The 23977-nt window shown below is 66.4% G+C and carries 15 protein-coding genes; 5 read left to right on the top strand and 10 right to left on the bottom strand.

Annotated features, from left to right (window positions below; genetic code table 11):
- Positions 1-3: 3 nt before the first annotated feature.
- The 6 genes from ACZK5G_RS18680 to ACZK5G_RS18655 form a co-directional block, all read right to left on the bottom strand.
- Positions 4-1158: a Wadjet anti-phage system protein JetD domain-containing protein gene (locus ACZK5G_RS18680; RefSeq protein WP_065428867.1), complete on the bottom strand. Its 1155-nt coding sequence runs from the start codon at positions 1156-1158 to the stop codon at positions 4-6.
- The gene (locus tag ACZK5G_RS18675) at positions 1155-4448 is read right to left on the bottom strand and encodes an ATP-binding protein (RefSeq protein WP_478464375.1); all 3294 of its coding nucleotides are present in this window, start codon (positions 4446-4448) and stop codon (positions 1155-1157) included. The genes ACZK5G_RS18680 and ACZK5G_RS18675 overlap by 4 nt, the downstream gene beginning before the upstream one ends.
- A complete protein-coding gene (locus ACZK5G_RS18670; RefSeq protein WP_478464373.1) occupies positions 4445-5095 on the bottom strand; it encodes a DUF4194 domain-containing protein in 651 nt (216 codons plus the stop codon). Before ACZK5G_RS18670 ends, ACZK5G_RS18675 begins: the two co-directional genes overlap by 4 nt.
- A gap of 44 nt (positions 5096-5139) precedes the next feature.
- Positions 5140-6633 carry a DUF3375 family protein gene (locus tag ACZK5G_RS18665; protein WP_478464372.1) on the bottom strand — a complete coding sequence of 498 codons (1494 nt, stop codon included), beginning with the start codon at positions 6631-6633 and terminating at the stop codon, positions 5140-5142.
- A 129-nt stretch (positions 6634-6762) separates the two neighbouring features.
- Positions 6763-9405, bottom strand: a complete 2643-nt coding sequence (locus ACZK5G_RS18660; RefSeq protein ID WP_478464371.1) for a hybrid sensor histidine kinase/response regulator — start codon at positions 9403-9405, stop codon at positions 6763-6765.
- Positions 9406-9471: 66 nt separating this feature from the next.
- Complete coding sequence (locus ACZK5G_RS18655) at positions 9472-10641, bottom strand: OprO/OprP family phosphate-selective porin (RefSeq protein ID WP_071228137.1); 1170 nt, start codon at positions 10639-10641, stop codon at positions 9472-9474.
- A gap of 332 nt (positions 10642-10973) precedes the next feature.
- On the opposite strand from ACZK5G_RS18655, the gene ACZK5G_RS18650 reads away from it, so the two are divergent.
- Both ACZK5G_RS18650 and ACZK5G_RS18645 read left to right on the top strand, forming a co-directional pair.
- A complete protein-coding gene (locus ACZK5G_RS18650) occupies positions 10974-12317 on the top strand; it encodes a dicarboxylate/amino acid:cation symporter (RefSeq protein ID WP_032129107.1) in 1344 nt (447 codons plus the stop codon).
- A 230-nt stretch (positions 12318-12547) separates the two neighbouring features.
- Positions 12548-14839 carry an NADP-dependent malic enzyme gene (locus tag ACZK5G_RS18645; protein WP_032129106.1) on the top strand — a complete coding sequence of 764 codons (2292 nt, stop codon included), beginning with the start codon at positions 12548-12550 and terminating at the stop codon, positions 14837-14839.
- Positions 14840-15335: 496 nt separating this feature from the next.
- On the opposite strand, the gene ACZK5G_RS18640 is transcribed toward ACZK5G_RS18645, so the two are convergent.
- The 4 genes from ACZK5G_RS18640 to ACZK5G_RS18625 all read right to left on the bottom strand — a co-directional run bounded on the left by ACZK5G_RS18640 (position 15336) and on the right by ACZK5G_RS18625 (position 20882).
- Entirely contained in the window at positions 15336-15782 is a 447-nt protein-coding gene (locus tag ACZK5G_RS18640; RefSeq protein ID WP_478464369.1) for a hypothetical protein, read from the bottom strand.
- Complete coding sequence (locus tag ACZK5G_RS18635) at positions 15779-16594, bottom strand: hypothetical protein (RefSeq protein WP_071228138.1); 816 nt, start codon at positions 16592-16594, stop codon at positions 15779-15781. The genes ACZK5G_RS18640 and ACZK5G_RS18635 overlap by 4 nt, the downstream gene beginning before the upstream one ends.
- A gap of 206 nt (positions 16595-16800) precedes the next feature.
- Entirely contained in the window at positions 16801-17541 is a 741-nt protein-coding gene (locus ACZK5G_RS18630) for a basic secretory protein-like protein (RefSeq protein ID WP_478464367.1), read from the bottom strand.
- Positions 17538-20882 carry a GH92 family glycosyl hydrolase gene (locus ACZK5G_RS18625; RefSeq protein WP_478464365.1) on the bottom strand — a complete coding sequence of 1115 codons (3345 nt, stop codon included), beginning with the start codon at positions 20880-20882 and terminating at the stop codon, positions 17538-17540. The genes ACZK5G_RS18630 and ACZK5G_RS18625 overlap by 4 nt, the downstream gene beginning before the upstream one ends.
- 421 nt (positions 20883-21303) lie before the next feature.
- Between ACZK5G_RS18625 and ACZK5G_RS18620 the strand changes: the two genes are divergently transcribed.
- The 3 genes from ACZK5G_RS18620 to ACZK5G_RS18610 are packed head-to-tail and all read left to right on the top strand — an operon-like array spanning position 21304 to position 23944.
- Complete coding sequence (locus ACZK5G_RS18620) at positions 21304-21501, top strand: zinc-finger domain-containing protein (protein WP_005410967.1); 198 nt, start codon at positions 21304-21306, stop codon at positions 21499-21501.
- Positions 21502-21516: 15 nt separating this feature from the next.
- The gene (locus ACZK5G_RS18615) at positions 21517-22632 is read left to right on the top strand and encodes a glycosyltransferase (protein WP_032129103.1); all 1116 of its coding nucleotides are present in this window, start codon (positions 21517-21519) and stop codon (positions 22630-22632) included.
- Positions 22613-23944, top strand: coding sequence for an O-antigen ligase family protein (locus tag ACZK5G_RS18610; protein ID WP_478464363.1), 1332 nt, complete (start codon positions 22613-22615; stop codon positions 23942-23944). Before ACZK5G_RS18615 ends, ACZK5G_RS18610 begins: the two co-directional genes overlap by 20 nt.
- Positions 23945-23977: the final 33 nt, after the last annotated feature.

The raw sequence follows: 23977 nt of genomic DNA, 5'->3' as shown, positions 1-23977 counted from the left end.
CGATCACTGCGCCCCGTGCGTCGCTCCCCAGGCCTGCAATGCCAACAGCACAGCCTCGCGGGGCAGAAGCTCTTGTTCGATCCGCCCCTTCGGTTGCATGAGTAGATGGCGATGGAACGCCTGCTCGTCTTGGTCCAGTCCCAAGGGTGGGGTGGAATCGGTGGGAACCGGCTCCTTCACTGCCAGTGCCGCGCAGTAGCGATCGAACATGGGGCGGTCCATCAGTACGCGCTGCAGTTCCGGCAGGTGCAGGCGCGCGCGGCCCAGCATCAGCAGGCCCCAGCTGTCCATGTCTCCCCAATAGCACACTGCGCGGCCACGCAGCCAGGGAGCCTGTAGCCATCCCAGATCCAGGCCTGAACCGAGCACAGCCACGGTATCGGTCAGTGCCGGCAGCAAGTGAACGCAGTGCTCGTTTTCGACCAGCAGCAGCCGTGTGCCGGGCAGCGGCGCGTGCATCAGCTCACTGGCTCGCACCCGGATCTGGTCGAAGGGCAGCAGCCCCGCTGTCAGCGGCACCACCCGCAGCCAGTGTTCGCCGCAGTCCTGGCCACCGAGGAAGGCAGCCAGGCCCTGCGCACTGGCCTGGTTGTCGAAGCGCTGGTCGAGCAGGGCAGTGACCAGGCCCTGGTGGCGTTCGAGGAACTTCGTGTCCATGCCGCCGAGGGCCAGCGACCGTAGTGGCTGCCCTTGGGCGATACCCGGGGTTAGCAGTGCCGCCACCGCGCACGCGCGAACTACGTCTTCGTCGCTGCGTTCGCGCCATAGGGCGCGGCGGCGCGCCAGCAGCCCGCGCATATCCTGGGGGGCATGCTGCTGCAGGAACTGCAACCGCTGCGCTTGGAGCTGGACGTCGGCGCCGGCCGCCGCCGCCCATTCCTGCAGGCTGGCGAACTCCCACGCGACCGGCAGCTCGATGGCAGATGCGACGCTGCGGTAGCGGCGTGGCTGCCAGCGTACGTGGCCTACAGCAACGCTACGCCAGTGCTGGAGATGCGCACGCACGACGGAGGTGTCCCGTTCCAGCTGCAGTGGCGTGGGTTGCGGGATCTCTACGATCCGTGGCCACGCGGCGGCATCAAGTGTCAGGTCCACGCGGGCCTGCGCTTTTTCCCACTGGCGCGCCAGCAAGAGGCTAATCTGTTCAGGCGTTTTCATCTGCGGAGGGCCTCTGCGGCCCGCCGTACCTGGGCGTGATCCTCCAGCGCCTGCCAACTCAGCGATGTCAGGGTCGATTGGCGGCCCCGCCGGTGGACCACGATGGCCGAACGCGTATGGTTGCGCAGCAGGCGAAGTTCCTTGTTCGGGGTAACGAACAACGGGTGCAGGCCGAATTCGTGAAGTGCCCGCACAATGCGGCCGGCCACCGCGTGCGAGCTCTTGGAGAACGCTTCGTCCAGCACCACGGTGGCGAACAGAGGGCGTTCATTGCCCAATGGGCACAGTGCGTAGCTCAGCGATGCCGTCAGTACGTAACTGGCGATGATCTCTTTCTCACCACCGCTGCCTCCTTGGGAACTGGTCCGCTTTTCAATGATGCGTCCGCTGCCGCGCTCGCAGACCAGCACTGCGAAACGCAGGCGGTAGCGCGGGTCGAGCAGAGCCAGCGCGCCCTGGGTCTTGCGCCGTTCGGCGGCGTCGCGCAGCAGCGCGACGACCTGCGCCAACGCTTCATAGTGGGCTTCGCCTTCGTCGTCCTTCAACTGTGCCGCTCGCAGGTACTGCCGTGCCTTCTGCAATGTGCGTAATGACTCGTGCTCCACGCGCTGGGGCTCAAGTTGCAGATAGCGGTCCTGCTGGAAGTCGACCCGGCACAGCGTGGTATTGAGCGCGTGGATGCGCTCTTCGATCTGTGCAACTTCGATGTCCACTTGGCTGAGGAGTTGAGTGACGCCCTGGTCGGAGGACTGGTTCAGGTAGTCCAGGAAGCGGCTCAGCCGCTCGGGCAGGGCTTCTTCCACCAAGGTGGTCAATCGGGCGCGATAGGCCGGAACATCCTCCACGCTGATCCCGGCCTCGCTCAGCGCACCGGTATCTTGCGCCTTGGCGGCGGCCAGCTCGCGCAGGAGCGCCTGGGTCAGGGTGTTCAGGCGTGTCGAACTGCGTTTGACCTCATCGGCCATACGCTGGCTGGCGACACGCTCCTGGGCATCCAACGCGTGTGGATCGGCAGCCAGGGGAGCGGTGAAGTGAGCAGCTGCACGTTGCCGTTGCTGACTGTCCAGTGGCGCCTGGATACTGGTGCGAGCTGCGTCCATCTGCTGCGCAGCTGCGGCGATGTCCTTCTCGAACTGCGCGGATGAGGCGGTCAAGGCCGCGCGTTCATCCAGCTTCATCCGCGTATGCGCCTGGGCTGCTTCCAGGGCCAGGCGCGCGTGTTCAATCTTGGAGCTGGGGGACGTCAGCTCTTGCAGCTGGGAAATCAGGTGCTGCAGTTCCTGTTCAATCCGGCCATGATCGAAGTCCTCCAGACGCATCGCTTGCAACTGGGTGATCAGCTGCAGGCCACGCTCGGTGGTCTCGGCACACTGGACCGCGTCGTGCTTTATAGTGTCGGCCCTGGCAGTGTCCTCGGCATTTTCGCGCACTGATCGCTCCAGCTGCTGCACCCGGTCACGGTTATCGAAACCGGTCATCCAGTCGCGGTCCAGTGGCTTCTGGTCCTGTTTTTCGAATCGTCCGCCACTTCCGGAGAGACCGCCCTGCACGGTCATCGCATGTGCTGTGCGGTGTAGCGCCTGTGTGTCGGCTACGCAATGGCGATCCTTTCCTGAGACCAAGGCCTTCACGGCGTCGCGGTGCGGGCCGGGGGCGTACTCCAGCATGCGCGCGAACCCGTCAGCGAAGAACGAGGGTGCCCGTGCGGATGGTTGCGCATCTAGCAGGCGCACATGTAGCTTGTTGTCCCGGCTGTTGATCCAGGCCAAGGCCTGCGCGAATCGTGCCGCGGGCACGATCAGGCGCAGGCGGTCGCTGCCCAAGGCACGCTCGATCGCGCCGCGCCATTGCGCATGCTCAGGTAGGACCTGCACCTGTTCGGCTAGGAAGGGAAGGTCGTTCTCGTCCAGTTGCAGATGATTGGCCATCTCGAGGCGAAACATCTGCTGGGCTACCGGGACATTGGACGTGGTATGGCGGCGTGCCTGCGCCAGTTCGGCGGCCAGCCTCTTCCGGTCGTTGTCCAGCGCCTGCCAGCGTGCGCCGGCCTCCCAAGCGGCACTGCGCTGTTGCTGGGATGCCTGTGTCTGGGCGTCGCGCAGTTCGGCCAGCGCTCGTTGGTTGTCATGCCATGTCGCATCATCCGTAGGGACCGGGAGATCCAGTCCGGCGGCGATCTGACGGTAGTGTGCGGCCCGCTCGCGCTTCTGGTCCAACAGCACCTGCTGTGCGTCGATGCGTTGCCGGAGCACTTCCAGTTGGGCGCCGCCACTGCCAATGTAGATGGCCTGCAGCTGGGTTTCCCGCTCGCGCGCCTGCGCGATGTCCTGCTCGGCCTGCTGTTGCTGCCGTTGCACCTCCGTGCGCTGCTGCTGCAGCTCTGTCAACCATGCTGACCACAGGTCGTGCCTACGCTCCGCATACCAAACCGGCAGCAGCGACTGCAGTTCCTGGGCCGCTTGGTTCTCGGCCTGCACCGCCTGGTAGTCCTTCCAGGTGCGCTCCACCGGCAGCAGCGCGTCGCGCTGCCGGCGCGCGGTTTCCAGTTCGGCGCGGATGCCAACCAGCACCGTGAACTCGTCCGCCACCGCGCGCGCGCCTTCGAAGCCGGAACGGTCATCCAACACCAGTTCGCGGAACACCTCGTCGATGCTGTTGAGCTGCTTGAGTCCGGCGGCACGGTTGAGCAGCGAAAAGGCGTTCTCACCCACCTCGAAATGGCTGCGCAGCCGGGACAGGAACGTCTGCTTTGTTTCATAGACCTTCACGCCTGGGACCTGGCGTTCCAGTTCCTTCAGGCCTCGTGCGCTGCCATCGCGATGTGCTTCCAGCCAGGCGTCCAGTCCGGGTTCGTCGGAGAGGCAGAACAGCCAGCGCCTTTTCAGGTCGGCCAGCGCAGAACTGGTGCCATCGAACCAGAACACGGCGCCGACGCGGACGGTGGACGCACCGTCGCTGAATCGCGCAGCGATCGCGCTGACCACGGCGCCCGGGCGACCGATGTGGGCGGTATCGCTGCTGTCGTTGCCGGCACCAGACACACCCCGTACATAGGACACCAGATCGCGGTCACTCTCGTGTCCGCCAGTGGAGGCAAGGTTATATCGGGGCGCGGCCACCAGCAGCGTCATCAGCGCGTCGATCAGGGTGGTCTTGCCACTGCCCGTCGGGCCTATGATGGCGGTGCCGGCCAGGTCCATGCATGCGCTGTGGCGCCCTTCGAATGGCCCCCAGTTGTACAGGTCCAGATCGGTCAGGACGCTGCTGGGCAGCAGGGATGAGTCGCTCATGCCTCCTCCCGCGCATTGTTGTCAGCGGATTCACCCGCGCGATCGGCAGCGTCGTTCATGGCCTGCAGCAGGGCCTGCAGGTTTTCCGGGTTGGCAAGGTGGACAATGATCGGACGGATGGTGACGCGTTCCTGCTCGTCGATGTCCGATACCAATCCATGGCCTTTGAGTTGTTCCAGTAGTGCCAACAGCCGCTTGCGCTCCTGCTGGTCGCTGCCGAGGAAACCCAGGTAGGCCTGCAGATGCGGCAGCAGGTCATCGATATCCAGCTGTGGGGGGAGGGCGCCGACGCCCGACTCAATTTCGTGGGCAATGAACTGCTGGCGCAGGATCGCCACCAGCAGCGACTGTTCCAGGGTTAGACGCTGCTTGCGTACCAGCGGGTGTGACCACTCATCCAAGTCATCGCCGCCATCGGCCACGACCAGATAGGCCAGTCCACGGATGTCATCGATGCGGACGTCGAGGTCGAGGTTGGCCAGCACCGCACGGATGGTATCCGCCTGGCTCAGCACAATCTGGTACAGATTGGGCTTTGCACCGTCCACAAGGCCGTGGCGGAGCAGTTCAAGCATAGCTTGCCGCACCAGCGTGTCCAAGGGGAGTGTGGTCGACGGCGCTGGGGTCGGATCGGGAACGGAGGGCATCAGAGCCTCGCTATCGGAAAACGGGAATGAGCTGGATGCTTGAGTCATGGTTCCCACGCGAAGTCGTTCAAGGCATCCGGATCCAGCCGGACGTGCGGCACTGTGAAGCGCAGCGTGCCACCATCGCGGGCCAGCACATTCAGCTGCTCGGTGTCGCCAGTGAAGTCACTGGCGGCTTCGCGTGCCATGCCGATCCATACCGCCAGGCTCTCCAGATCATGCGTGGGCGGTAGTGCCGCAGCCAGTTCGACAAGCGACACCGGTGTGCCGGCCTCGCGAACCCAGTCGAGTGTGTCGTGCACCAGTGCTTCCCGATCGAGGCCATCAAGCGCGTCCCAGAAGTCCGGTTCTACCTCGGTGATGTCGGCGGCGTGGCGCTCCAGCGCCAGCTCGCGGCGCGTTTCTGTATCCAGGTCCTTGCAGCGCAGGCGCTCGACTAAGGGCAGACCACCGCAGGAGAAGGCGATTGGAGGCAGCGGCGAGTGAGCGCGTCGTTCGGACTGGCGCGACCAATCGACATGCTGCGCCGCTTGGAACACGTCATTCAGCAACTGGCCCACGCGGTTGTGTTCGGCGGCCACGCCGGTGCGCAGGAACCCACGAACATCGCGCTCGCTGCGCGAGCGAGTGCGGATCACGACGGCTGATTCCTTCACCAGGCGCAACACCAGTAGTCGCAGTTCGGTTTCCTGTGGTGGATTCAGGGCATTGCGCGCGCCCTCGTGCTCCAGGATCCTGCGCAGGCGCCGCTGCATGGCATGCAATTCGACGTCATCGCGCAGTTGCAGGTGGAAGGTCTGGAATACCCGTCCTTCTGGAGTCTGGAGGAGTTCGTCATGGCCATCCAGGAAGGTCTGCAGGATCGCGCCGCGATGATTGCCTTCGGCGACGATGTCGTGACGCAGACGCTGATCGGCCTCGCGCCAGGAGTCTTCCACGCGCCGGAAGTCTGCGCGCAGGCCGACGGCGAGGGTGTACAGTTCACGGATCGCCTCGCTGGCTTCCTGTGCGCTGGCCACTTCGACATGCCCGGCCTCGGCGCGTGTCAGTTCATCCTGCAGTGTTTTGATCTGCTGACGCAATTGTATCGCGCGGGCTTCCGGGTCGCTATTCAATCGCGCATCCAGATGCTCGATCTCGCGCTGCACTACCGCCAAGCGCGAGGCCGTGGAGGTCATGATCCGTCCTTCCAATGAACCGATGAAGCGAAGCGCGCTTTCCAGTGCATCGGTGGCGTGCAGCCGACTCTCGCGTTCAATCACCAGCGAGCGCCGAATCCAGTCGCGTAGTTCACGCCGTGCGACTGCTGCGGGATCCCCTTGGATGTCCAGTTCGCTGTTGCCGGCGTGGGCGCTGAACAGGTCGGCCAGGGCCGTCTGCGCGTCCTCGACCGGAACGCCGTCCGAACTGCCCTCGAACAGCGTCTGCAGGCAGCTGAGCATCAGTGGTGCCCGGCGTGCAGCGACGATCTGCCACGCTGGATGCCGAGAACGTGCCAGCAGATAGCGTTCAAGACGTTCGCGAGGGCCGTTGATCATGGTGCATCAAGCAGGTGGAATGCCTTGCTACAGTGCCACGCCTTGCCGCGAGGGGCCAGCATGTGGCCTCAAGCGCATCCGGTAAGCGGATCCCCATCGTGTGTGCCGCCATTCCAAAGGTGACAACTGTCACCCGCGATACCGCACCAACAACTGACTCATCAGCGCCCGCAGCGCCGGCGGTTTCACCGGCTTGGCCATCATTCCCCAGCCACGCTCGGCGGCCATCTCGCGCAATCCCGCATCGCGCTCGGCAGTGACCAGCACCACCGGCGGGCGGGCCCGCCACAGCTCTGCCAATGTCTCGTACAGCACCGGGCCGTGGTGGTCACCCATGCGCACATCCAGCAGCACCAGCTCCGGCACGGTTGCCGTCGTGGCCAACTGCAGCGCTGCCTGCGGGCCATCGGCCAGCAGCACCTCGCAGCCCCAGCGCTCCAGCAGCGCGCGGCTGGCCGCGCACACGTGCGGATCGTCATCGATCACCCACACCCGGCGCCCTCGCAGCGGGTTGTCCGCCGCCGGTTCCTGCGCGAGCACCGGCGCGGGCGCGGTGGCGGGTATCGCGCTGGCGTCGCCGAACGGCACGCCCACGGCGAACACGCTGCCCTGGCCCAGCTGCGAGCGCAGCCGGATCGGATGTCCGAGCAGGCGGCCGATGCGGTCGACGATGGCCAGGCCAAGGCCGGCACCGCGCTGCTGGCCGTCGTGCAGGCGGCGGAATTCCTCGAAGATCTCGCCCTGCAACGCATCGGGGATGCCGGGGCCCTGGTCGTGCACTTCGATCCACAGCAGGCCTTCGCGGCGACGGCAGCCCAGAAGCACGCGACCGCGCTCGCTGTAGCGCAGCGCGTTGGACAGGAAATTCTGCAGGATGCGGCGCAGCAGCGCTTCATCGCTGACCACCACCGCATCGGTATCGACCCAGTCCACCACCAGGCCACGTGACTGCGCGGCGATGCCGAATTCGCGCGCCAGTGTCTGCAGCAGCGGCCCGAGCCGGAACGCCTGCACACGGGTCGGCAGGCTGCCCGATTCCAGCCGCGCGATATCGAGCAGGCTGTTGAGGATCGCATCCTGCGCGGCCAGTGCAGCGTCGATGTGATCGCTGGTCTGCTGTTGCGCCGGGTCGCTCAGCTTGCCGCGCAGCACCGAGACGAACATGCGTGCTGCGTTGAGCGGTTGCAGCAGGTCGTGCACGGCCGAGGCGACGAAGCGGGTCTTGTAGCGGTTGGCCTGCTCGGCTTCGCGACGTGCTTCGTCCAGGTCGTGGGTACGTTCGGCGATGCGGTGTTCCAGTGCATCGGCCAGCGAGCGCAGTTCGCGTGCAGCATTCTTGTAGCTGGTGATGTCGGCGTAGCTGGTGACGAAACCGCCGTCGGGCAGCGGGTTGCCGCGGATTTCCAGCACCGTACCGTCGTCCTTCTCACTTTCGCGCATGTGCGGACGGCCGCTGCGCAGGTGGTTGAGGCGACGCTCGATGGCCTCGTCGACCGGGCCGGGACCGAGCAGGCCACGGCGTGCGTTGAAGCGGAACAGTTCCTCGATCGGCCGCCCTACGCGCACCAGGTCCAGCGGGAAACGGAACAGTTCCAGGTAGCGCGAATTCCATGCGACCAGACGCAGGTCCCGGTCGATCACCACCACGCCCTGCGGCAGGTGTTCAAGGCTGCGGCTGAGGCCGCTGTCGGCATCGGTGGCGGCCTGCAGCAGGCCATCCTGTGCGGTGCGCAGTTCCTGTGCATGCTGCTTGAGCAGGGTTTCCAGCTCGCGGCGGCTGCGCAGGCGATGCTTGGCCAGGCGCCGGCGCTGCTGCACGAACAGCACCAGGAAGCCCAGCGCCAGCCACGCAGCACCTCCGGTAAGCGCGGCCGCACGGCCCGCGGCGGTGGCGGCACTGGCGTCGTGCAGCAGGTGAAGGTTCCAGTCTTCGGCCGGCAGCGCAAGGCTCTGCCACAGCATCGGCTGCGGCAATGCCGGATCCAGCAGGCGCACCATGCGGCCGCCATCGGCCAGTACATCCTCGGTACGTGCGCGCAGTGGCTGCAGGGTGCGATCGGCGTACTGGCGGGCGTCCAGCATCTCGCGGCGCTCATCGGCGCCCAGTGGGCGCAGCAGGCGGTAGCGCCAGCTGTCACGGTTGGCCAGGAACACCACGTCGTGGTCGTCACTGGCGAGCACCACGTCAGGGCTGCTCAGCCACTCCTGCTCCAGTGCCGACAGCTCGACCTTGATCACAACCACGCCGAGCCGCTTGCCGTCTTCCTCGATGGCCTGAGACAGGTAGTAGCCGGGCACGCCGGTGGTCATGCCGATGCCGTAGAAGCGGCCGCGGCCCTGGGCCAGCGCCTGGCGGTAATAGGGACGATAGCTGTAGTTCTCACCGACGTTGGTGGTCGGCTGGTCCCAGTTGCTCGCCGCCACCGCCACGCCATCGTGGCCGACCAGGGTCAGGGTCGAGGCACGGGTGACTTCATTGGCGCGTTGCAGCTTGAGGTTCAGCCGCTGCCGTTCGGTGGGCGAGGGCGGTACGCGCAGCGCGTGCAGCAGATCCGGATCCAGTGCCAGTACCTGCGGCAAGGTGCCGAAGCGGTCGATGCGCTGCTGCAGGCCCTGGCCATACAACTGCAGCTGGCGTTGTACCTGGCTGCTTTCCTCGCCGAGGGCGCGCCGCCAGGCGTAGTGGCCGGCGGCGACCGCACACAGCACGGTGCCGCCGACCATCACCGCGATGGTCAGCAACAGCATCCGGTGGCGGCTGAGCCAGTACATGGCGGCAGTCTACGCAGGGCCGGCGGGCGTGGCGTGCACGCCCGCCGGGATCTGACGTGGAAGGGGTCAGAAGTGCATCTGCGCGCGCAGTTCGAAGATCTCCGGCGTGCTGTGCACGCCGCGACGGCTGGCGTCGACCTTGACGTAGTTGGCCTGGAACTTGAAGTGGCTGGTCAGGTACCAGTTCGCACCCAGAGTGAGGTCGTGCTGGCGGCCGCCGAGGATGCTGCCATCGTCGAGGTCCATGCGGCTGTAACGGGCCACCAGTTCCACCGCGCCGTAGTCGTGCGCCGGCTTGATGTTGGCCACCGCACCGGCGTTGTACGGGCGCGATTCGCCGGTCAGCACCCAGCTCGCCATCGCGTACTGGCCGCTGCCGGTGTAGTCGGGCTTGCCGTCATGGCGGGTGACCGTGGCGCGCAGGGCTTCGGCCTGCACCGAGAACGGGCCGCGGATCCAGATGCCTTCCAGGCCGGTGCGGCGGATCTGGTCGGCGGTGACCAGCGCGCCGGAATCGACATAGCGGATGTCGGTCAGGCCGGCTTCCGGACGTGCGCGCAGGCGCGCGCTGGCCTCGTGGTGCACGTCGCGGCCATCGCTGTAACCGCGCGGATTTTCCTGCGAGTAGGCCAGGCCCAGGTGGATCACGTCACCCGGCGCCTTCACCGGGGTCCACACCGCACGCACGGCCTGGGTGGTGCCGGGGTTGTCACCCTGCAGGTCCTTGCCGCCATAGGCGCCGGCCTGCAGCAGGTACTGCGGGCGCTCAAGCACCCATTCCACACCCGTGCGGCGGCCAGCGTAGAAGGCCTGCACCGGCAGCGCGGTTTCCAGGAAGCTGCCGGCGCGCGAGGACGTGTTCGCGTCCAGGCCGACCGGGGTCTTCATGTAGCCGAAGCGGAAGCGGCCGATGTCGCGGCCGAAGAAGGCCTTGCTTTCGAAGCGCACGAACACGTCCAGCCAGGTATCGGACTGGAAGTCGTAATAGACCATCGCGTCGTAGACGCCCTTCTTCTTCAGCGTCGCACCGAACTCCTTGCGGCGCACGGCGTCGTCGTCCTCAAGGCCGCTGCCCGAGGAGAAATCGTTGTAGTCGTAGGCGATGTTGGCGGTAGCGGCCAGCTCGGTGCCGTCGCCGAAGGCGTACTTGGTCGGCCAGTTGTCGAAATCGGCAGCCGAAGCGAAGGCGGGAAGCGCGGCCAGCGACAGGGCCAGCAAGGTGGGAATCGGGCGCATGTTGGGTGCGGCTCTCTCAGATTGCGTGTGGACAGGACAACAACGGCCGCAAGGGCCGGAACTTTCGCAATGACGCGCCCGGCCGTTCAGCTCGGGCCACCGGCCTCCCCGTGATCGGGCGGTGCGGCGCCAGTGTAGGCATCGCGGCCACCTGAACCGGGGGGCTAGTACCAATAGGTTATCTGCGCCAGCGTGCCCGGCGCGTACAAAGGCGTCCATTGGTCGCACCCCCTGCGCGTGCTGCACAGGGCCTGCGGTCAGTTTCCACGGTAACGGTTCCCGTGCAGTCCCGGGGCCGTACGTGCCTGAAAACGCCCCTTCCGGAGTCCGCCATGCACATCCCGACCGCAGCACCGGTGCCTGCAAAGCCGTTGCCGATCTATCGCCAGCTGTACTTCCAGGTGATCGTGGCGATCGTCCTGGGCGCCATCCTCGGCCACTACGAACCGTTGATCGGCGAGAAGATGAAGCCGCTCGGCGATGCCTTCATCAACCTGGTGAAGATGATCATCGCACCGGTGATCTTCCTGACCATCGTCACCGGCATCGCCGGCATGACCCACCTGCGCACGGTGGGCCGCGTATTCGCCAAGGCGATGGCGTACTTCCTGTTCTTCTCCACGCTGGCGCTGATCGTCGGCATGATCGTGGCGCACGTGGTGCAGCCCGGCGCCGGCATGAACATCAATCCGGCCGAGCTGGACCAGACCGCGGTGCACAGCTACGTCGAGAAGTCGCATGACCTGACCCTGGTCGGCTTCCTGATGGACATCATCCCGAAGACGCTGCTCAGCGCGTTCGTCGATGGCAACATCCTGCAGGTGCTGTTCGTGGCCGTGCTGTTCGGCATCGCGCTGGCATCGGTGGGCGAGAAGGGCAAGCCGATCGTGAACTTCCTGGAGGCGCTGGTCGCCCCGGTGTTCAAGCTGGTGCACATCCTGATGAAGGCCGCGCCGATCGGTGCCTTCGGCGCAATCGCCTTCACCATCGGCAAGTACGGCGTTGGCTCGCTGATCAACCTGGCCTGGCTGGTGGGTTCGTTCTACCTCACCGCCTTCCTGTTCGTGGCGGTCATCCTGGGCCTGGTCTGCCGCCTGTGCGGCTTCTCGGTGTTCAAGCTGGCGCGCTACCTGAAGGCCGAACTGCTGCTGGTGCTGGGCACCTCCTCGTCGGAGTCGGCGCTGCCGTCGCTGATGGAGAAGATGGAACGCGCCGGCTGCAGCAAGTCGGTGGTGGGCCTGGTGGTCCCGACCGGCTACTCGTTCAACCTGGACGGCACCAACATCTACATGACCCTGGCGGCGCTGTTCATCGCCCAGGCCACCAACACCGAACTGACCCTGGGCCATCAGATTGCCCTGCTGCTGGTCGCCATGCTCAGCTCCAAGGGCGCGGCCGGCGTCACCGGCGCCGGCTTCATCACCCTGGCCGCCACCCTGGCCGTGGTGCCGGAGGTGCCGGTGGCCGGCATGGCGCTGATCCTGGGCGTGGACCGCTTCATGAGCGAATGCCGCTCGCTGACCAACTTCATCGGCAATGCCGTGGCCACCGTGGTGGTCTCGCGCTGGGAGGGGGCGCTGGACCGCAACCGCCTGAAGCTGGCGCTGGATGGCCGCGAAAGCGAACTGCCGCCGCTGGTCGATGCCGTGCCCGAGGCGCTGCCGGCCAGGGGCTGATCCAGGTGTGTGGTACCGCGGGGCCGATCACGACAGTGGTACGGCCCCGCGGCGTTTCAAGGCGACCCATGGCTGTCATGCGGAGCGCCGAAGCTGGTCTCGCGGTACCGTCGCATACGGCACGGAATTGTGCGGTCGCAGCATGCTTGCGACAGGATAGCGACAGGTCCAGACGCTCCAACGGGGGTATCATCCCCTGTCCCTTCTGCCCATTCATGTAACCCACATCGATGTCCAACGAAGATTTCAAACAGGCCGCCCTCGATTACCACCGGATGTCCCCGCCGGGAAAGATCAAGGTTTCCGCTACCAAGCCCATGCTGACCCAGCGCGACCTGTCGCTGGCGTATTCGCCGGGCGTGGCGTACGCCTGTGAAGCGATCAAGGCCGACCCGCAGCAGGCCAGCGAGCTGACCGCCCGCGGCAACCTGGTGGCGGTGATCTCCAACGGCACCGCGGTGCTGGGCCTGGGCAACATCGGCGCGCTGGCCGGCAAGCCGGTGATGGAAGGCAAGGGTGTGCTGTTCCAGAAGTTCGCCGGCATCGATGTGTTCGACATCGAAGTGGATGAAACCGACCCCGACAAGCTGGTCGACATCATCGCCTCGCTGGAGCCGACCTTCGGCGGCATCAACCTGGAAGACATCAAGGCGCCGGAATGCTTCGTGGTCGAGCGCAAGCTGCGCGAGCGCATGAAGATCCCGGTGTTCCATGACGACCAGCACGGCACGGCGATCATCGTCGGCGCAGCGGTGCTCAACGCCATGGCGATCACCGGCAAGAAGATCGAGGAAGTGAAGCTGGCGACCACGGGCATGGGCGCGGCCGGCATTTCCTGCGTGAACATGCTGGTGCAGCTGGGCCTGAAGCCGGAGAACATCCTGGCCTTCGACCGCGAGGGCGTGATCCACACCGGCCGTACCGACCTGGACCCGGAAAAGCAGCGCTATGCGCGCGACACCGACAAGCGCACCCTGGCCGAGATCGTCGACGGCGCGGACATCTTCCTGGGCCTGTCGGCGCCGGGCATCCTGACTGCCGACATGGTCAAGACCATGGCGCCGGATCCGGTGATCTTCGCGCTGGCCAACCCGACCCCGGAAATCATGCCGGAACTGGCGCGCGCCGCCCGTCCGGACGCGATCATCGGCACCGGCCGTTCGGACTACCCGAACCAGGTCAACAACGTGCTGTGCTTCCCGTACCTGTTCCGTGGTGCGCTGGACGTGGGCGCGACCGCGATCAACGAGGAAATGAAGATCGCCTGCGTGCGCGCCATCGCGGCGCTGGCGCGTCGTGCGGCCACCGACATGGGTTCGGCCTATGGCGGCGAGACCCCGAGCTTCGGTCGTGAATACCTGATCCCGCGCCCGTTCGACCGCCGCCTGCTGGTGGAGCTGTCGGCCGCCGTGGCCCAGGCCGCGATGGACTCGGGCGTGGCCTCGCGCCCGATCGACGACATGGGCGCTTACCGCGACAAGCTGGCCCAGTTCGTCTACCGCACCAGCCTGATGATGAAGCCGGTCTACGACCGCGCGCGCAGCGACAAGCAGCGCGTTGTGTATGCCGAGGGCGAAGAGGAAGTGGTGCTGCAGGCGGTGCAGAACGTGGTCGATGACGGCCTGGCGCACCCGATCCTGATCGGCCGCCCGGAAGTGATCGAGTCGCGCATCGAGCGCCTCGGCCTGCGCCTGAAGATCGGCGAGAACGTTGAAGTCACCAACATCAACGACGACCCGCGCTTCAACGAGTACTGGCAGTACTACCACGGCCTGACCGGCCGTCGTGGCGTGACCGTGGCCGCGGCGAAGAACCTGATGCGTTCGCGCCCGACCCTGATCGCTGCAGTGATGGTGGCCCGTGGCGAAGCCGATGCGATGCTGACCGGCATCGTCGGCCGTTTCCACAAGAAGCTGGGCTACGTGCGCAGCGTGCTGCCGCTGGAGCCTAAGGTCACCTCGACCTCGGCGATGACCGGCGTGATCAACCAGCAGGGCGTGTTCTTCTTCGTCGATACCCACGTGCAGGAAGACCCGACCGCCGAGCAGCTGTGCGAAGCGACCCTGCAGGCGGCCTACCGCATGAAGCTGTTCGGCATCGAGCCGAAGGTGGCGCTGCTGTCGCACTCCAACTTCGGCAGCCACGATTCGAAGGACGCGCTGAAGATGCGCCAGGTGCGCGAGCTGCTGCTCAAGCGCAACCCGCGTCTGAACGTGGATGGCGAAATGCAGGGTGACACCGCATGGGACGAAGCGCTGCGCCAGAAGCTGCTGCCGGGCTCGACCCTGCAGGGTCGCGCCAACCTGTTCGTGCTGCCGAACCTGGAAGCGGCCAACATCGCCTACAACCTGGTGCGTGTGTTCACCGACGGCGTGGCGATCGGCCCGATCCTGATGGGCGTGAACAAGCCGGTGCATATCCTGACCACCAGCGCGACCTCGCGCAGGATCCTGAACATGACCGCCATTGCGGCGGTGGATGCGCAGATCCGCAAGCAGCTGGAAGCGGAAAAGAAGGCGTAAGCCTTCTTTCCAGCGTCAGCTGCAGAAGCGCGCCCCCCGGGGCGCGTTTCTGTTTCCGCAAAGCGGAAACGGGTAGTGCCGGCCGCTGGCCAGCAACCGCAATCATGTCCACCACCACCGCAGCCGGCCAGCGGCCGGCTCTACCGCCCGCCGGCCTGTGCCACACGCGCTACGCCGCCCGGTCATGTCCCTGCAACGCCGTTGCGGCCCAATACCCCCACGCGGCCCGGCCGTGGGAAGGGACCGGACCGGCCTTCCCACCCTGGGCCCGACCAACTTTTCATGGGCGAGGGTGTCATGCGCAATCGAGTGACGCGGCGGTACTTCCAGCAGCTGTTCGCGCTCTACGCCGGCTTCGTGCGGTCGCGCTGAGGCAGTGATGTGGTAGCGCCTGGCCATGCCCGGCGAGCGCGCAGCGTGGCGAATCAGGCATTTCGCCGGGTGTGGCCTGGCGCTACCGAGCGAACGTGGCAACCAAGGTGTGCCGCAGTGGCAGCTATTGAGCTACCGAAATATCTCCGATGGTCACCCTTCCGCCGCCACCGCCACCGCCACCATATCCCCAGCCACCTCCGCCACCAAAACTGCCGCCTCCGTCGCCACCGCCACCTCCTCCACCTACGTTGGAGCCAACCCAGTTGCTGCTGTACTCAGAGATCTTTTCCCACAGCACAGTTCCTTTCCTGTAGCGATATTTCGCGCAGACGCTGCCGTTGCAGAGCTCCACAGTCTTGGGGGATCCTTTCGCGTCAATCCAAGAATCAACTTTTGGATTGATCGTTGATCGGAGGAATCCATGTGCTTCACCGTCCTGTAGGTAGGGTCCATCGAAACTGCAAGACTTGCCGCAGTAGAATTTCCCAACCGACGCTGCGATTGCTGTGCCACCCAGGCACGCGACCACGATCATCAGCCAGCGATTGCGTTTCGACTTTCCTTTCATTTCATTTCTCCTTTTCTTCGATTCGATATCTCGATATGCCATCGGTTCGATTCCCGTTGCTGGTCCGGTGAGAGTTGGCTCCAGAGTCGCTCGGCATAGCGAAGCCCCTTGCCGCCACTGGCCTGGCTGAATGCGCGCGCATAGGCGTGTGCGCGTGCTGCATCGCGAGGCACATGCAGGCCATCCTCAAAGGTGGCCGCAAGAAGCATCAGGGCATTGCTGTCACCCGAGTCCGCGGCTTCGTTGAGGAATCTCACTGTCGCTTCCTTGAATCGCTTGACGAGCTCTTCATCGAACATGGAGTGCTCATCGTCGAACTGATGAGACGCCAGTCCCGAGAACATCAATTTCGCAGTGGAGTCGCCGTCTGACGCCGCGTAGTAGGCGAGGTCATAGATGGAGTGTTCTGATTCAAGAGCGGAGCAGTCTGAGTCACCCAGAACGTTTTCCCGGAACTCACGCTGCTGGTCGGGAGTCAGTCCCGTCGGAATGTCTGTTTCCGCCAAGCTTGCGGCGTTTGTGCAACGCGCTATGTCCTGCGCCAGCAGAAGGGCCTGCTGGGGCGACAACTTTCGGCGAATTGCAATCAACTGAGTCCCGGCGGCGGCAACGCTTGCGGCCTGCGTCGTCTCGATCGCAGCATCTTTTCCGTTGATACGAACCCGTACGGTCTGCTGCTCTTGGGGGGCAACAGCGAGAACGCTCGGCGTGTTGCTTCTCGTCCAGATCGCGGTCGTGATCAGTGCAATGGCTGCTCCTGTCACCAGCACAACGACCGCTTTGCGCCTACCGACCTTGGTTCTGATTTTCATGCAAGCAAGGTTAGCGACCCTCGCTCAGTCACGATGTCGGTTGCTGCCGCGTGCTGTTGTGAACAGGCGCCTATCCGACTTGTCGGATTACTCCGCGTGAGATCGTAATGAGATCCCGTTGGGCAGGTCATGCCGGGCCATGCCAGGCGGGCGCGCAGCGCGGCGAAACAGGCATTTCGCCGGGCAAGCCACGGTGCTACCTGCGGTCAGCGCTTGCCGCGCCGTGCCGGCGCCGGTGCCGGTGCATCCGAACGCGGCTTGGCGTACTGCGCCCACAGCGCCGGCAGTGCCTTGCCGGTGTGCTTCTGCCACAGCGCCGGTGCATAGCGGCCGTCGCGCAGGGCCTTGTCCAGTGCCAGCACCAGGCCGGGATGTTCCGCCTCCGCCCACTTCAGGAACGCACCGGTCACCCGGTAGCCGCTGTCGACGTTCTGCCCCTTCTCGACCTTCACCGGCAATGCCCAGCCAGCGGCGGCGTTGTCCATGCCGTAGCGGTCGCGCGCGTAGTCGGCGATGCCTTCCACCAGCCAGCCCGGTACCCGTGCATCGCCATAGCCGGGATACCCCTGCACGATGTGCATCGCCTCGTGGGTGACCAGGTCGATGTCGTTCGGGTGCTGCGCCAGCCAACCCGGATTGATGGTGATCGTCGCTGCCTGGTCCTTGTCGCCGACGAAGGCGATGCCGGTGTAGGCCGGATCGATCACGATGCGCACCATTGACGGCGCAGCGGGATGGAAGTCCGCACGTTCGCGCAGGTACGCGAAGAAGAACGTATCGATCACCCGCTTGCGCTGCGGTGCGGCCAGGGCGCCACGGGCGTCCTGGTAGTTCAGTGTCACGCCGTCGCGGGTCAGCTGCGTATCGAACGCCTGGGTCTGGCCGAAGCTTGAGAAGGACAGGGCAACAAGGGCCAGAGGCAGTAGACGGAAGCGCATGCAGCTCATTGTACGGTGCCGGCCGCCAGCAGTTCGATCTCCGCCAGCGGCAGCCGTGCCGGTGCCGCCAGGCGCAGGCGGTACTCGCTGTAACGACCGGGTTTGGCGATGCGGAACGGACGGGTCTGGCGGGCGGATTCGAAGTCTTCGCCGCTGCGCTGGTCGAGCACGGCCCAGCTGCCGCCGCCGTTGCGCGCCTCCAGCGTCCACTCACCGCCCTGGATGCGGCCGTCACCGCTGGTCAGCGTGTACATTGTCGGGGTGCCCTCGGCCAGGCCGGTCAGCGCGATGGTTGCACCGGCGCCCAGACCCACCGTGGTGCCGGCATCGTCATCGACCAGCGCGGGCAGGGCACGGCCATCGGCCAGCGTCGCCTTCGCGCCGCTGCCGAGCAGGTCGTGCAGCAGCTGCGGGTGCTGGCCGCGCGCGGTCAACGAGCGCGGCACATCGTCCACGCCGCTGCCCCAGCGCGAGGGGCGGGGTCCCATCACGAAGTCGAGGGTCGCGCCCTTGGCGATCAGGTCGTGCGGCACCCAGGTCTTCGTCCACGGCGTACCGTTGATCTTCAGCGACTGCACGTAGACGTTCTCACGCGAGTTGTTGGCCGCGTTCACGGTCAGCACCGCGCCACCCTGCAGCTCCACCCGTGCATGCTCGAATGCCGGCGAGCCGATCACGTACTCCGGGGCGCCCATGCGCAGCGGGTACAGGCCCAGCGAGGCCAGTACGTACCATGCCGAGGTTTCACCGTTGTCCTCATCGCCCGGGTAGCCCTGGCCGATCTCGCTGCCGACGTACAACCGCGACAGGATCTCGCGCACGTGCTGCTGGGTCTTCCACGGCTGCCCGGCGTACAGGTACATCCACGGGATGTGGTGCGCCGGCTGGTTGCTGTGCGCATACATGCCCATGCGCACGTCGCGCGCTTCGGTCATCTCGTGGATGGTGCCGCCGTACGAGCCGGCCAGTGCCGGGTCCGCGGTTTCAGGTGTGGCGAAGAAGGTATCCAGCTTCGCCGCCAGCTTTTCGCGGCCGCCATACAACGCGGCCAGGCCTTCGCCATCGTGGGCGGCGGTGAAGGCGAAGGTCCAGCCATTGGATTCGGTGTAGTCGTGGCCCCACACGCGCGGATCGTAGGCCTTTGCGTCCACGCGCCAGCGACCATCGGCCTTGCGGCCCTGGAAGAAGCCTGCCGCCGGATCGAACATCGTCGCGTAACTGGCGGCGCGATGGCGGAAGTAGTCGGCCTCGGTGCTGTAGCGCTCGCGTGCGGCGGGCGCGGTCGCGCGCTTGGCCAGGGCATCGGCCATGTTGGCGATGCCAAAGTCATTGAGTGCGCCTTCCATCGTCCACGACATGCCTTCGTGCACGTCGGCACTGGCATAGCCGCGGAAGGTCGAACGGTTCATGCCCTTGCGGCCGACATGGCGGTCCGGCGGCACCACGGTCGCGTTCTTCAGCGCGGCGGCATAGGCCTCGGCCGGATCGAACCCGCCGATGCCCTTCAGCCATGCGTCGGCGAAGGCCACATCGGAGCTGGTGCCGACCATCAGATCGGCGTAGCCCGGCGACGACCAGCGTGCGATCCAGTCGCCGGCGCGGTACTGCTCGATGAAGCCCTGCACCAGCTGCCCGGCATCGTCGGGCGTGAACAGCGCATAGGCCGGCCAGGTGGTGCGGAAGGTGTCCCAGAAGCCGTTGTTGACGAATACCTTGCCGTCGCGCACGGCGGCATAGCTGCGGGTCGCGCTGCCCTCGGTGTTGTCATCGCTGGCGCTGGCCTGGTTGGCGTAGCGCCACTCCGGTGCGGCGGCGCTGCCCACGTTCTCATGGCCGGAATTGGGGTACAGGAACAGCCGGTACAGGCTGGAGTACAGCGTGGTCTTCTGGTCGTCGCTGGCATCGCCGATGTCGAAACGGGCCAGGCGCGCATCCCATGCATCCTGCGCACGGCCGGCCACGCTTTCCAGCGTATCGGCTGCGGCGATTTCCAGGGCAAGGCTGTGCCGTGCCTGCTCCACCGAGATCAGCGAGGTGGCGATGCGCATGGTCACCCGCCGGTCGCTGCCGGCATCGAATTTGATGTAACCGGTCGGTCGGCCGGTGTTGAGGCGCCCACTGCTGCGCCACGGCCTGTCGAAGCTGGCCACCACGTACATGCGACTGGCGCCGTTGGACAGCCCGCTGCGCGTATCGGTGTAGCCGGACAGTGTCTGCGTGGCAGCGTCCAGGGTCAGGCCACCGCGTGCATCGACATTGTCGAACAGCAGGTTGGCGTCGCCGCCCTCGGGGAACTCGAAGCGGAACAGCGCGGCATGATCGGTCGGCGCGATGGCGGCCGCGATGCCGTTGTCGAAGCGCACGTCGTAGCGATACGGGCGCGCGCTTTCATGGCTGCGCTCGAACGACAGCGCGCGCTTGCGACGGTCGGCCTCCGGCACGCCACGGCTGGCCGAGGGCATCACCTGGAAGGTCTGGCGGTCGCCCATCCACGGGCTGGGCTGATGGCTCAGCGCAAGCGCCTGCAGCTGCGGGCGGTTCTGTGCGTCGTTCTGTTCGTTCCAGCGGTACAGCCAGTTCAGTGCGCCGGCATCGGTCACCGGGGTCCAGAAGTTGAATCCGTGCGGTACCGCGGTGGCCGGGAAATTGTTGCCGCGCGAGAAGGTGCCGTTGGCCTGGGTGCCACGGGTGGTCAGCACCCAGTCGGAGACGCGCGCTGGCTGCTGACGTGGCACTGTGTCCAGGCGCACGTCATCGATCCAGCCCGAGACCGGTGCACCGTCGGCACTGGCCACCTCCAGTTCGATCGCCACCACGCGGCGGCCCTTCAGCGCGGGCACGTCGCCCAGCCGCACCGCCTTGCGCGCCCACTGCTGCGGATACAGCGTCTTCGAATCGCCCTGCGCGCGCGCACCGATGGCCACGCCATGCTGGTCGCGTGCAGCGCTGGCCGAAACGCGGCTGCCATCGTCCAGCAGCAGGTCCAGTGACACATAGGTCGAGGCCACGGTGTCCTTGCCGACGATCTCCGGCAGCACCAGCCACGACAGGGTGGTATCGGCCTCGATGGTCATGTCCGCCTTGAACAGCTCGCGTCGCGCGCTGCCGCCTTCGCTGCTGTAGCGCAGTGCATGCAGGCCGCTGTAGCCCGCATTGCGCTTGGCGGCGTAAGGCGCAGCAGGGCCGTTGCCGATCGTGACCTGCAGTGCGCCTGCGGCCGGTGCCGGCGCCGGCTGGCCCGGTTCGAACGAGGTCTGCAGTCCCTGTGCCAGCACCGGCATCGCGGTAGTCGCACAGGCCAGGGCCAGGGCGAGCGGAAGCAGGGCGCGGCGTGGATCGGACAGGGTCATGCAAGGGTCTCCCGGAAGGGCAGGCGGCGGGCAGAACCCGCATCGGCGGACACCACGGACAGCATCGCTCCGCCCGCCGGGATGGCAGTGGAAGAAGCGATACCGGTCCGGTGGGGGCGGGCCATGCGATCGGGTCGGATTGGAGTGGGCCGGTTTACGACCTGGCCCGATCCTGCAACAGCCGTGGCAACCTGACAAGTGCCATTTAGTTCGATCCAAATGCGGGAAATATTGTTGTCGGCGGATTTTCGGCGTGAACCTGCAGGATCGATCGGGAATTTCCACCGGCACCCCGTCCCGAGGTGGCATGCAGGGCCGCAGGGAATCGGCCCGGTACGCGCAAAGACCCGTTGCGGCGCAATGTCGGGGCGGCCCAGATGCTAGAATCACAGGCCTCGCAACCCGTTCATCGACATCCGCCATGAGCCATACCGCCACTGCGCCCGCCAACGCCGAGAAGCGCTACACCGTGCACCGCAGCGATCTGCCGCTGAGCTGCCCGACCCCGGAAATGGCGCTGTGGAACTCGCATCCGCGCGTGTACCTGCCGATCGAAGACGAGCCCAACGGCGAAGCGCAGTGCCCGTACTGCGGTTCCGTGTTCGTGCTGGCCGACTAAGCGGCCGCCCCTTCGATGCGCCGATTGACCGTGGTGCAGTTGCTGCCGGCGCTGCACTCCGGCGGTGTCGAGCGCTCGACCCTGGAAATTGCTGCGGCCCTGGTCGCTGCCGGCCATCGTGCGCTGGTGGTCTCCGCCGGTGGCCGCCTGGTGCAGCCGCTGCTCGATAGCGGTGCCGAGCACCTCACCCTTGATATCGGCCGCAAATCGCTGCTGACCCTGCGCCACCTGCCGACCCTGCGCCGCCTGTTCGCTGAAGTTGGCGCCGACATCGTGCATGCCCGTTCGCGGCTGCCGGCCTGGCTGGGCCTGTACGCGATCCGCGCGATGCCTGCCGCACAGCGCCCGCATTGGGTGACCACCGTGCACGGGTTGAACTCGCCCAGCCGCTACAGTGCGGTGATGACCAGCGGTGAACGCGTGATCTGCGTGTCCAACACCGTGCGCGACTACGTGCAGCGGCACTACCCGACGGTTCCCGAAGCGAGGCTGCAGGTGATTCCGCGCGGCGTCGATGTCGCACAGTTTCCCCGCGTGGCCCGCGCCGACCGTCGGCCACGACTGGCGCTGGCAGCCGATTACCCGTGGCTGGCGCAGGTTGAGGGCCCGCTGCTGCTGCTGCCGGGGCGGGGCACCCGGCTGAAGGGGCATGCTCATGCGCTGCAGTTGCTGGCGGATGTGCGCGCGGCCGGTGTGCCGGCACAGCTGTGGATGCTGGGCACCGATGAACCCGGCCGTGAAGCCTACGTGGCCGACCTGCGCCGGCAGGCGGCTGCTTTGGGCGTGACCGACGCCGTGCAGATCAGCACGCCGACCGCGCGCATCGCCCAGGCCTATGCGGCCAGCGATCTGGTCCTGCAGCTGTCGGACAAGCCCGAAGCGTTCGGCCGCACCGTGGTCGAAGCGTTGTCGGTCGGTCGCCCGGTACTGGGCTGGGACCATGGCGGCGTCGGCGAACTGCTGCAGCAGCTGCAGCCGGCCGGCGCCGTGCCGCTGGGCGATGCACGGGCGCTGGGTGAACGTGCGCTGGCCCTGCTGGCGCAGCCGCCGTCCTTGCCGACCCGCATCCCGTTTACCCTGCAGGCCATGCAGCGCGACACCCTCCGCCTCTATGCCGACCTCGCCGGCTGACCCCGCAACCCTCGTGCGCGAGGACCGCGCCGGGCGCTGGGCGCCCTGGTGGGTGCTGGCGTACGTGGCGCTGTGGCCGTTGCCGGGCATCGCCGAAACCGTGCTGGGTCTTGGCGCGCTGTATGCCGCGGTGCGCATGATCATGCGCCGCCTGCAGCGCCGCCCGCACCTGCTGACACCCGCCGCGTGGGCGCTGACCTCGATCCTGTTCCTCGGTTACTGGCTGCCGCAGGCGTTCTCCGCCTTCGATGCGATCGATCCGGCGGCGTCGTGGACCAAGGCGGCCGCCGGCCTGCGCTACCTGCCCTTCATGTGGCTGGTGGCGATCGCCGTGGCCACGCCGGAACGCCGGCGGCTGACCTTCGGTGGCCTCGCATTGATTACCGCCGCGTGGACGCTGGATGCACTGGTGCAGGCGGTCGTGGGTACCAGTCCGTGGTTCTGGTCACTTGAGCAGCTGAAGTTTGCAGTAAGCGGTCACGCGTTGTGCCCGGCCAGCGAGGCAGCATGGGTCGATCGCCTCAGTGGCGCGCTGGGGCCGTGCAACCTGAAGTTCGGCCAGGTGCTGGCCAGCCTTTCACCGTTCCTGTTGCTGCCGCTGGCGCGCCGCTTCGGCAATCCAGGGTGGGTCCTGGCTGCGGCGGCGCTGGGCTGCGTGCTGCTGCTGGCCGGCTCGCGCGCGTCGTGGATCACCTTCGCGCTGGTGCTGGCCTACAGCGGCGTGCGCCAGTTCGGCTGGAAGCGGTTGGCGCTGCTGGGGCTGGTCGCTGTCCTCGGAGCGGGTGTGCTGACCGCCAGCGTGCCGCAGCTGCGTGAGCGCTTCGCACGTACGGCGATGGCCTGGGAGGGGAGCGAACGCGGTGTCGACGAGGCGTTGTCGGGGCGCGCGCGGATCTGGGACGCCGCGGCCTGCATGATTGAAGAGCACCCGATCAACGGGGTCGGCGCGCGCGGTTTCCGCGATGCCTATCCGGCCTGCGTGTCTGGCGACGAACCGGCGGTGTGGGGCGATGCCCCGGCGTTGCATGCCCATCAGATCGTGCTGGAGATCCTGGCGGAAACCGGTGTGATCGGCCTTCTGCTGTGGTTGGCTGCGGTGGCCCAGGCCTGGCGGGCCTGGCGATATGCACCGGCCGCCGCCCGTGAGCGTGCGCGCCCGGCGATGCTGGCGCTGGCGGTCACCGTATTCCCGCTCAATACCCATCTGGCGTTCTATTCCGCGTTCTGGGGGGGCCTGACGGTGATGCTGGCCGCGTTGTTCGCCGGCAGCCTGTTGGCCCGCGAACCGGACGACGCACCGAAAGCGGTGTGATCGCGCATCCACGAAACGAGCGAAAGGAGCAGG

The sequence above is a fragment of the Stenotrophomonas sp. 62841_Sma genome (genome assembly GCF_056482945.1).
The sequence above is the reverse complement of the archived record's forward strand: the minus strand, read 5'-3'. Positions and strand labels throughout refer to the sequence as shown.

What these genes read in the sequence shown, in the direction of transcription:
- ACZK5G_RS18670 (WP_478464373.1), bottom strand. Translation starts at nt 5,095, where the DNA reads ATGCCCTCCGTTCCCGATCCGACCCCAGCGCCGTCGACCACACTCCCC.
- ACZK5G_RS18680 (WP_065428867.1), bottom strand. Translation starts at nt 1,158, where the DNA reads ATGAAAACGCCTGAACAGATTAGCCTCTTGCTGGCGCGCCAGTGGGAA.
- ACZK5G_RS18635 (WP_071228138.1), bottom strand. Translation starts at nt 16,594, where the DNA reads ATGAAAATCAGAACCAAGGTCGGTAGGCGCAAAGCGGTCGTTGTGCTG.
- ACZK5G_RS18630 (WP_478464367.1), bottom strand. Translation starts at nt 17,541, where the DNA reads ATGAGCTGCATGCGCTTCCGTCTACTGCCTCTGGCCCTTGTTGCCCTG.
- ACZK5G_RS18640 (WP_478464369.1), bottom strand. Translation starts at nt 15,782, where the DNA reads ATGAAAGGAAAGTCGAAACGCAATCGCTGGCTGATGATCGTGGTCGCG.
- ACZK5G_RS18610 (WP_478464363.1), top strand. Translation starts at nt 22,613, where the DNA reads ATGCCGACCTCGCCGGCTGACCCCGCAACCCTCGTGCGCGAGGACCGC.
- ACZK5G_RS18615 (WP_032129103.1), top strand. Translation starts at nt 21,517, where the DNA reads ATGCGCCGATTGACCGTGGTGCAGTTGCTGCCGGCGCTGCACTCCGGC.
- ACZK5G_RS18655 (WP_071228137.1), bottom strand. Translation starts at nt 10,641, where the DNA reads ATGCGCCCGATTCCCACCTTGCTGGCCCTGTCGCTGGCCGCGCTTCCC.
- ACZK5G_RS18645 (WP_032129106.1), top strand. Translation starts at nt 12,548, where the DNA reads ATGTCCAACGAAGATTTCAAACAGGCCGCCCTCGATTACCACCGGATG.
- ACZK5G_RS18650 (WP_032129107.1), top strand. Translation starts at nt 10,974, where the DNA reads ATGCACATCCCGACCGCAGCACCGGTGCCTGCAAAGCCGTTGCCGATC.
- ACZK5G_RS18625 (WP_478464365.1), bottom strand. Translation starts at nt 20,882, where the DNA reads ATGACCCTGTCCGATCCACGCCGCGCCCTGCTTCCGCTCGCCCTGGCC.
- ACZK5G_RS18675 (WP_478464375.1), bottom strand. Translation starts at nt 4,448, where the DNA reads ATGAGCGACTCATCCCTGCTGCCCAGCAGCGTCCTGACCGATCTGGAC.
- ACZK5G_RS18665 (WP_478464372.1), bottom strand. Translation starts at nt 6,633, where the DNA reads ATGATCAACGGCCCTCGCGAACGTCTTGAACGCTATCTGCTGGCACGT.
- ACZK5G_RS18620 (WP_005410967.1), top strand. Translation starts at nt 21,304, where the DNA reads ATGAGCCATACCGCCACTGCGCCCGCCAACGCCGAGAAGCGCTACACC.
- ACZK5G_RS18660 (WP_478464371.1), bottom strand. Translation starts at nt 9,405, where the DNA reads ATGTACTGGCTCAGCCGCCACCGGATGCTGTTGCTGACCATCGCGGTG.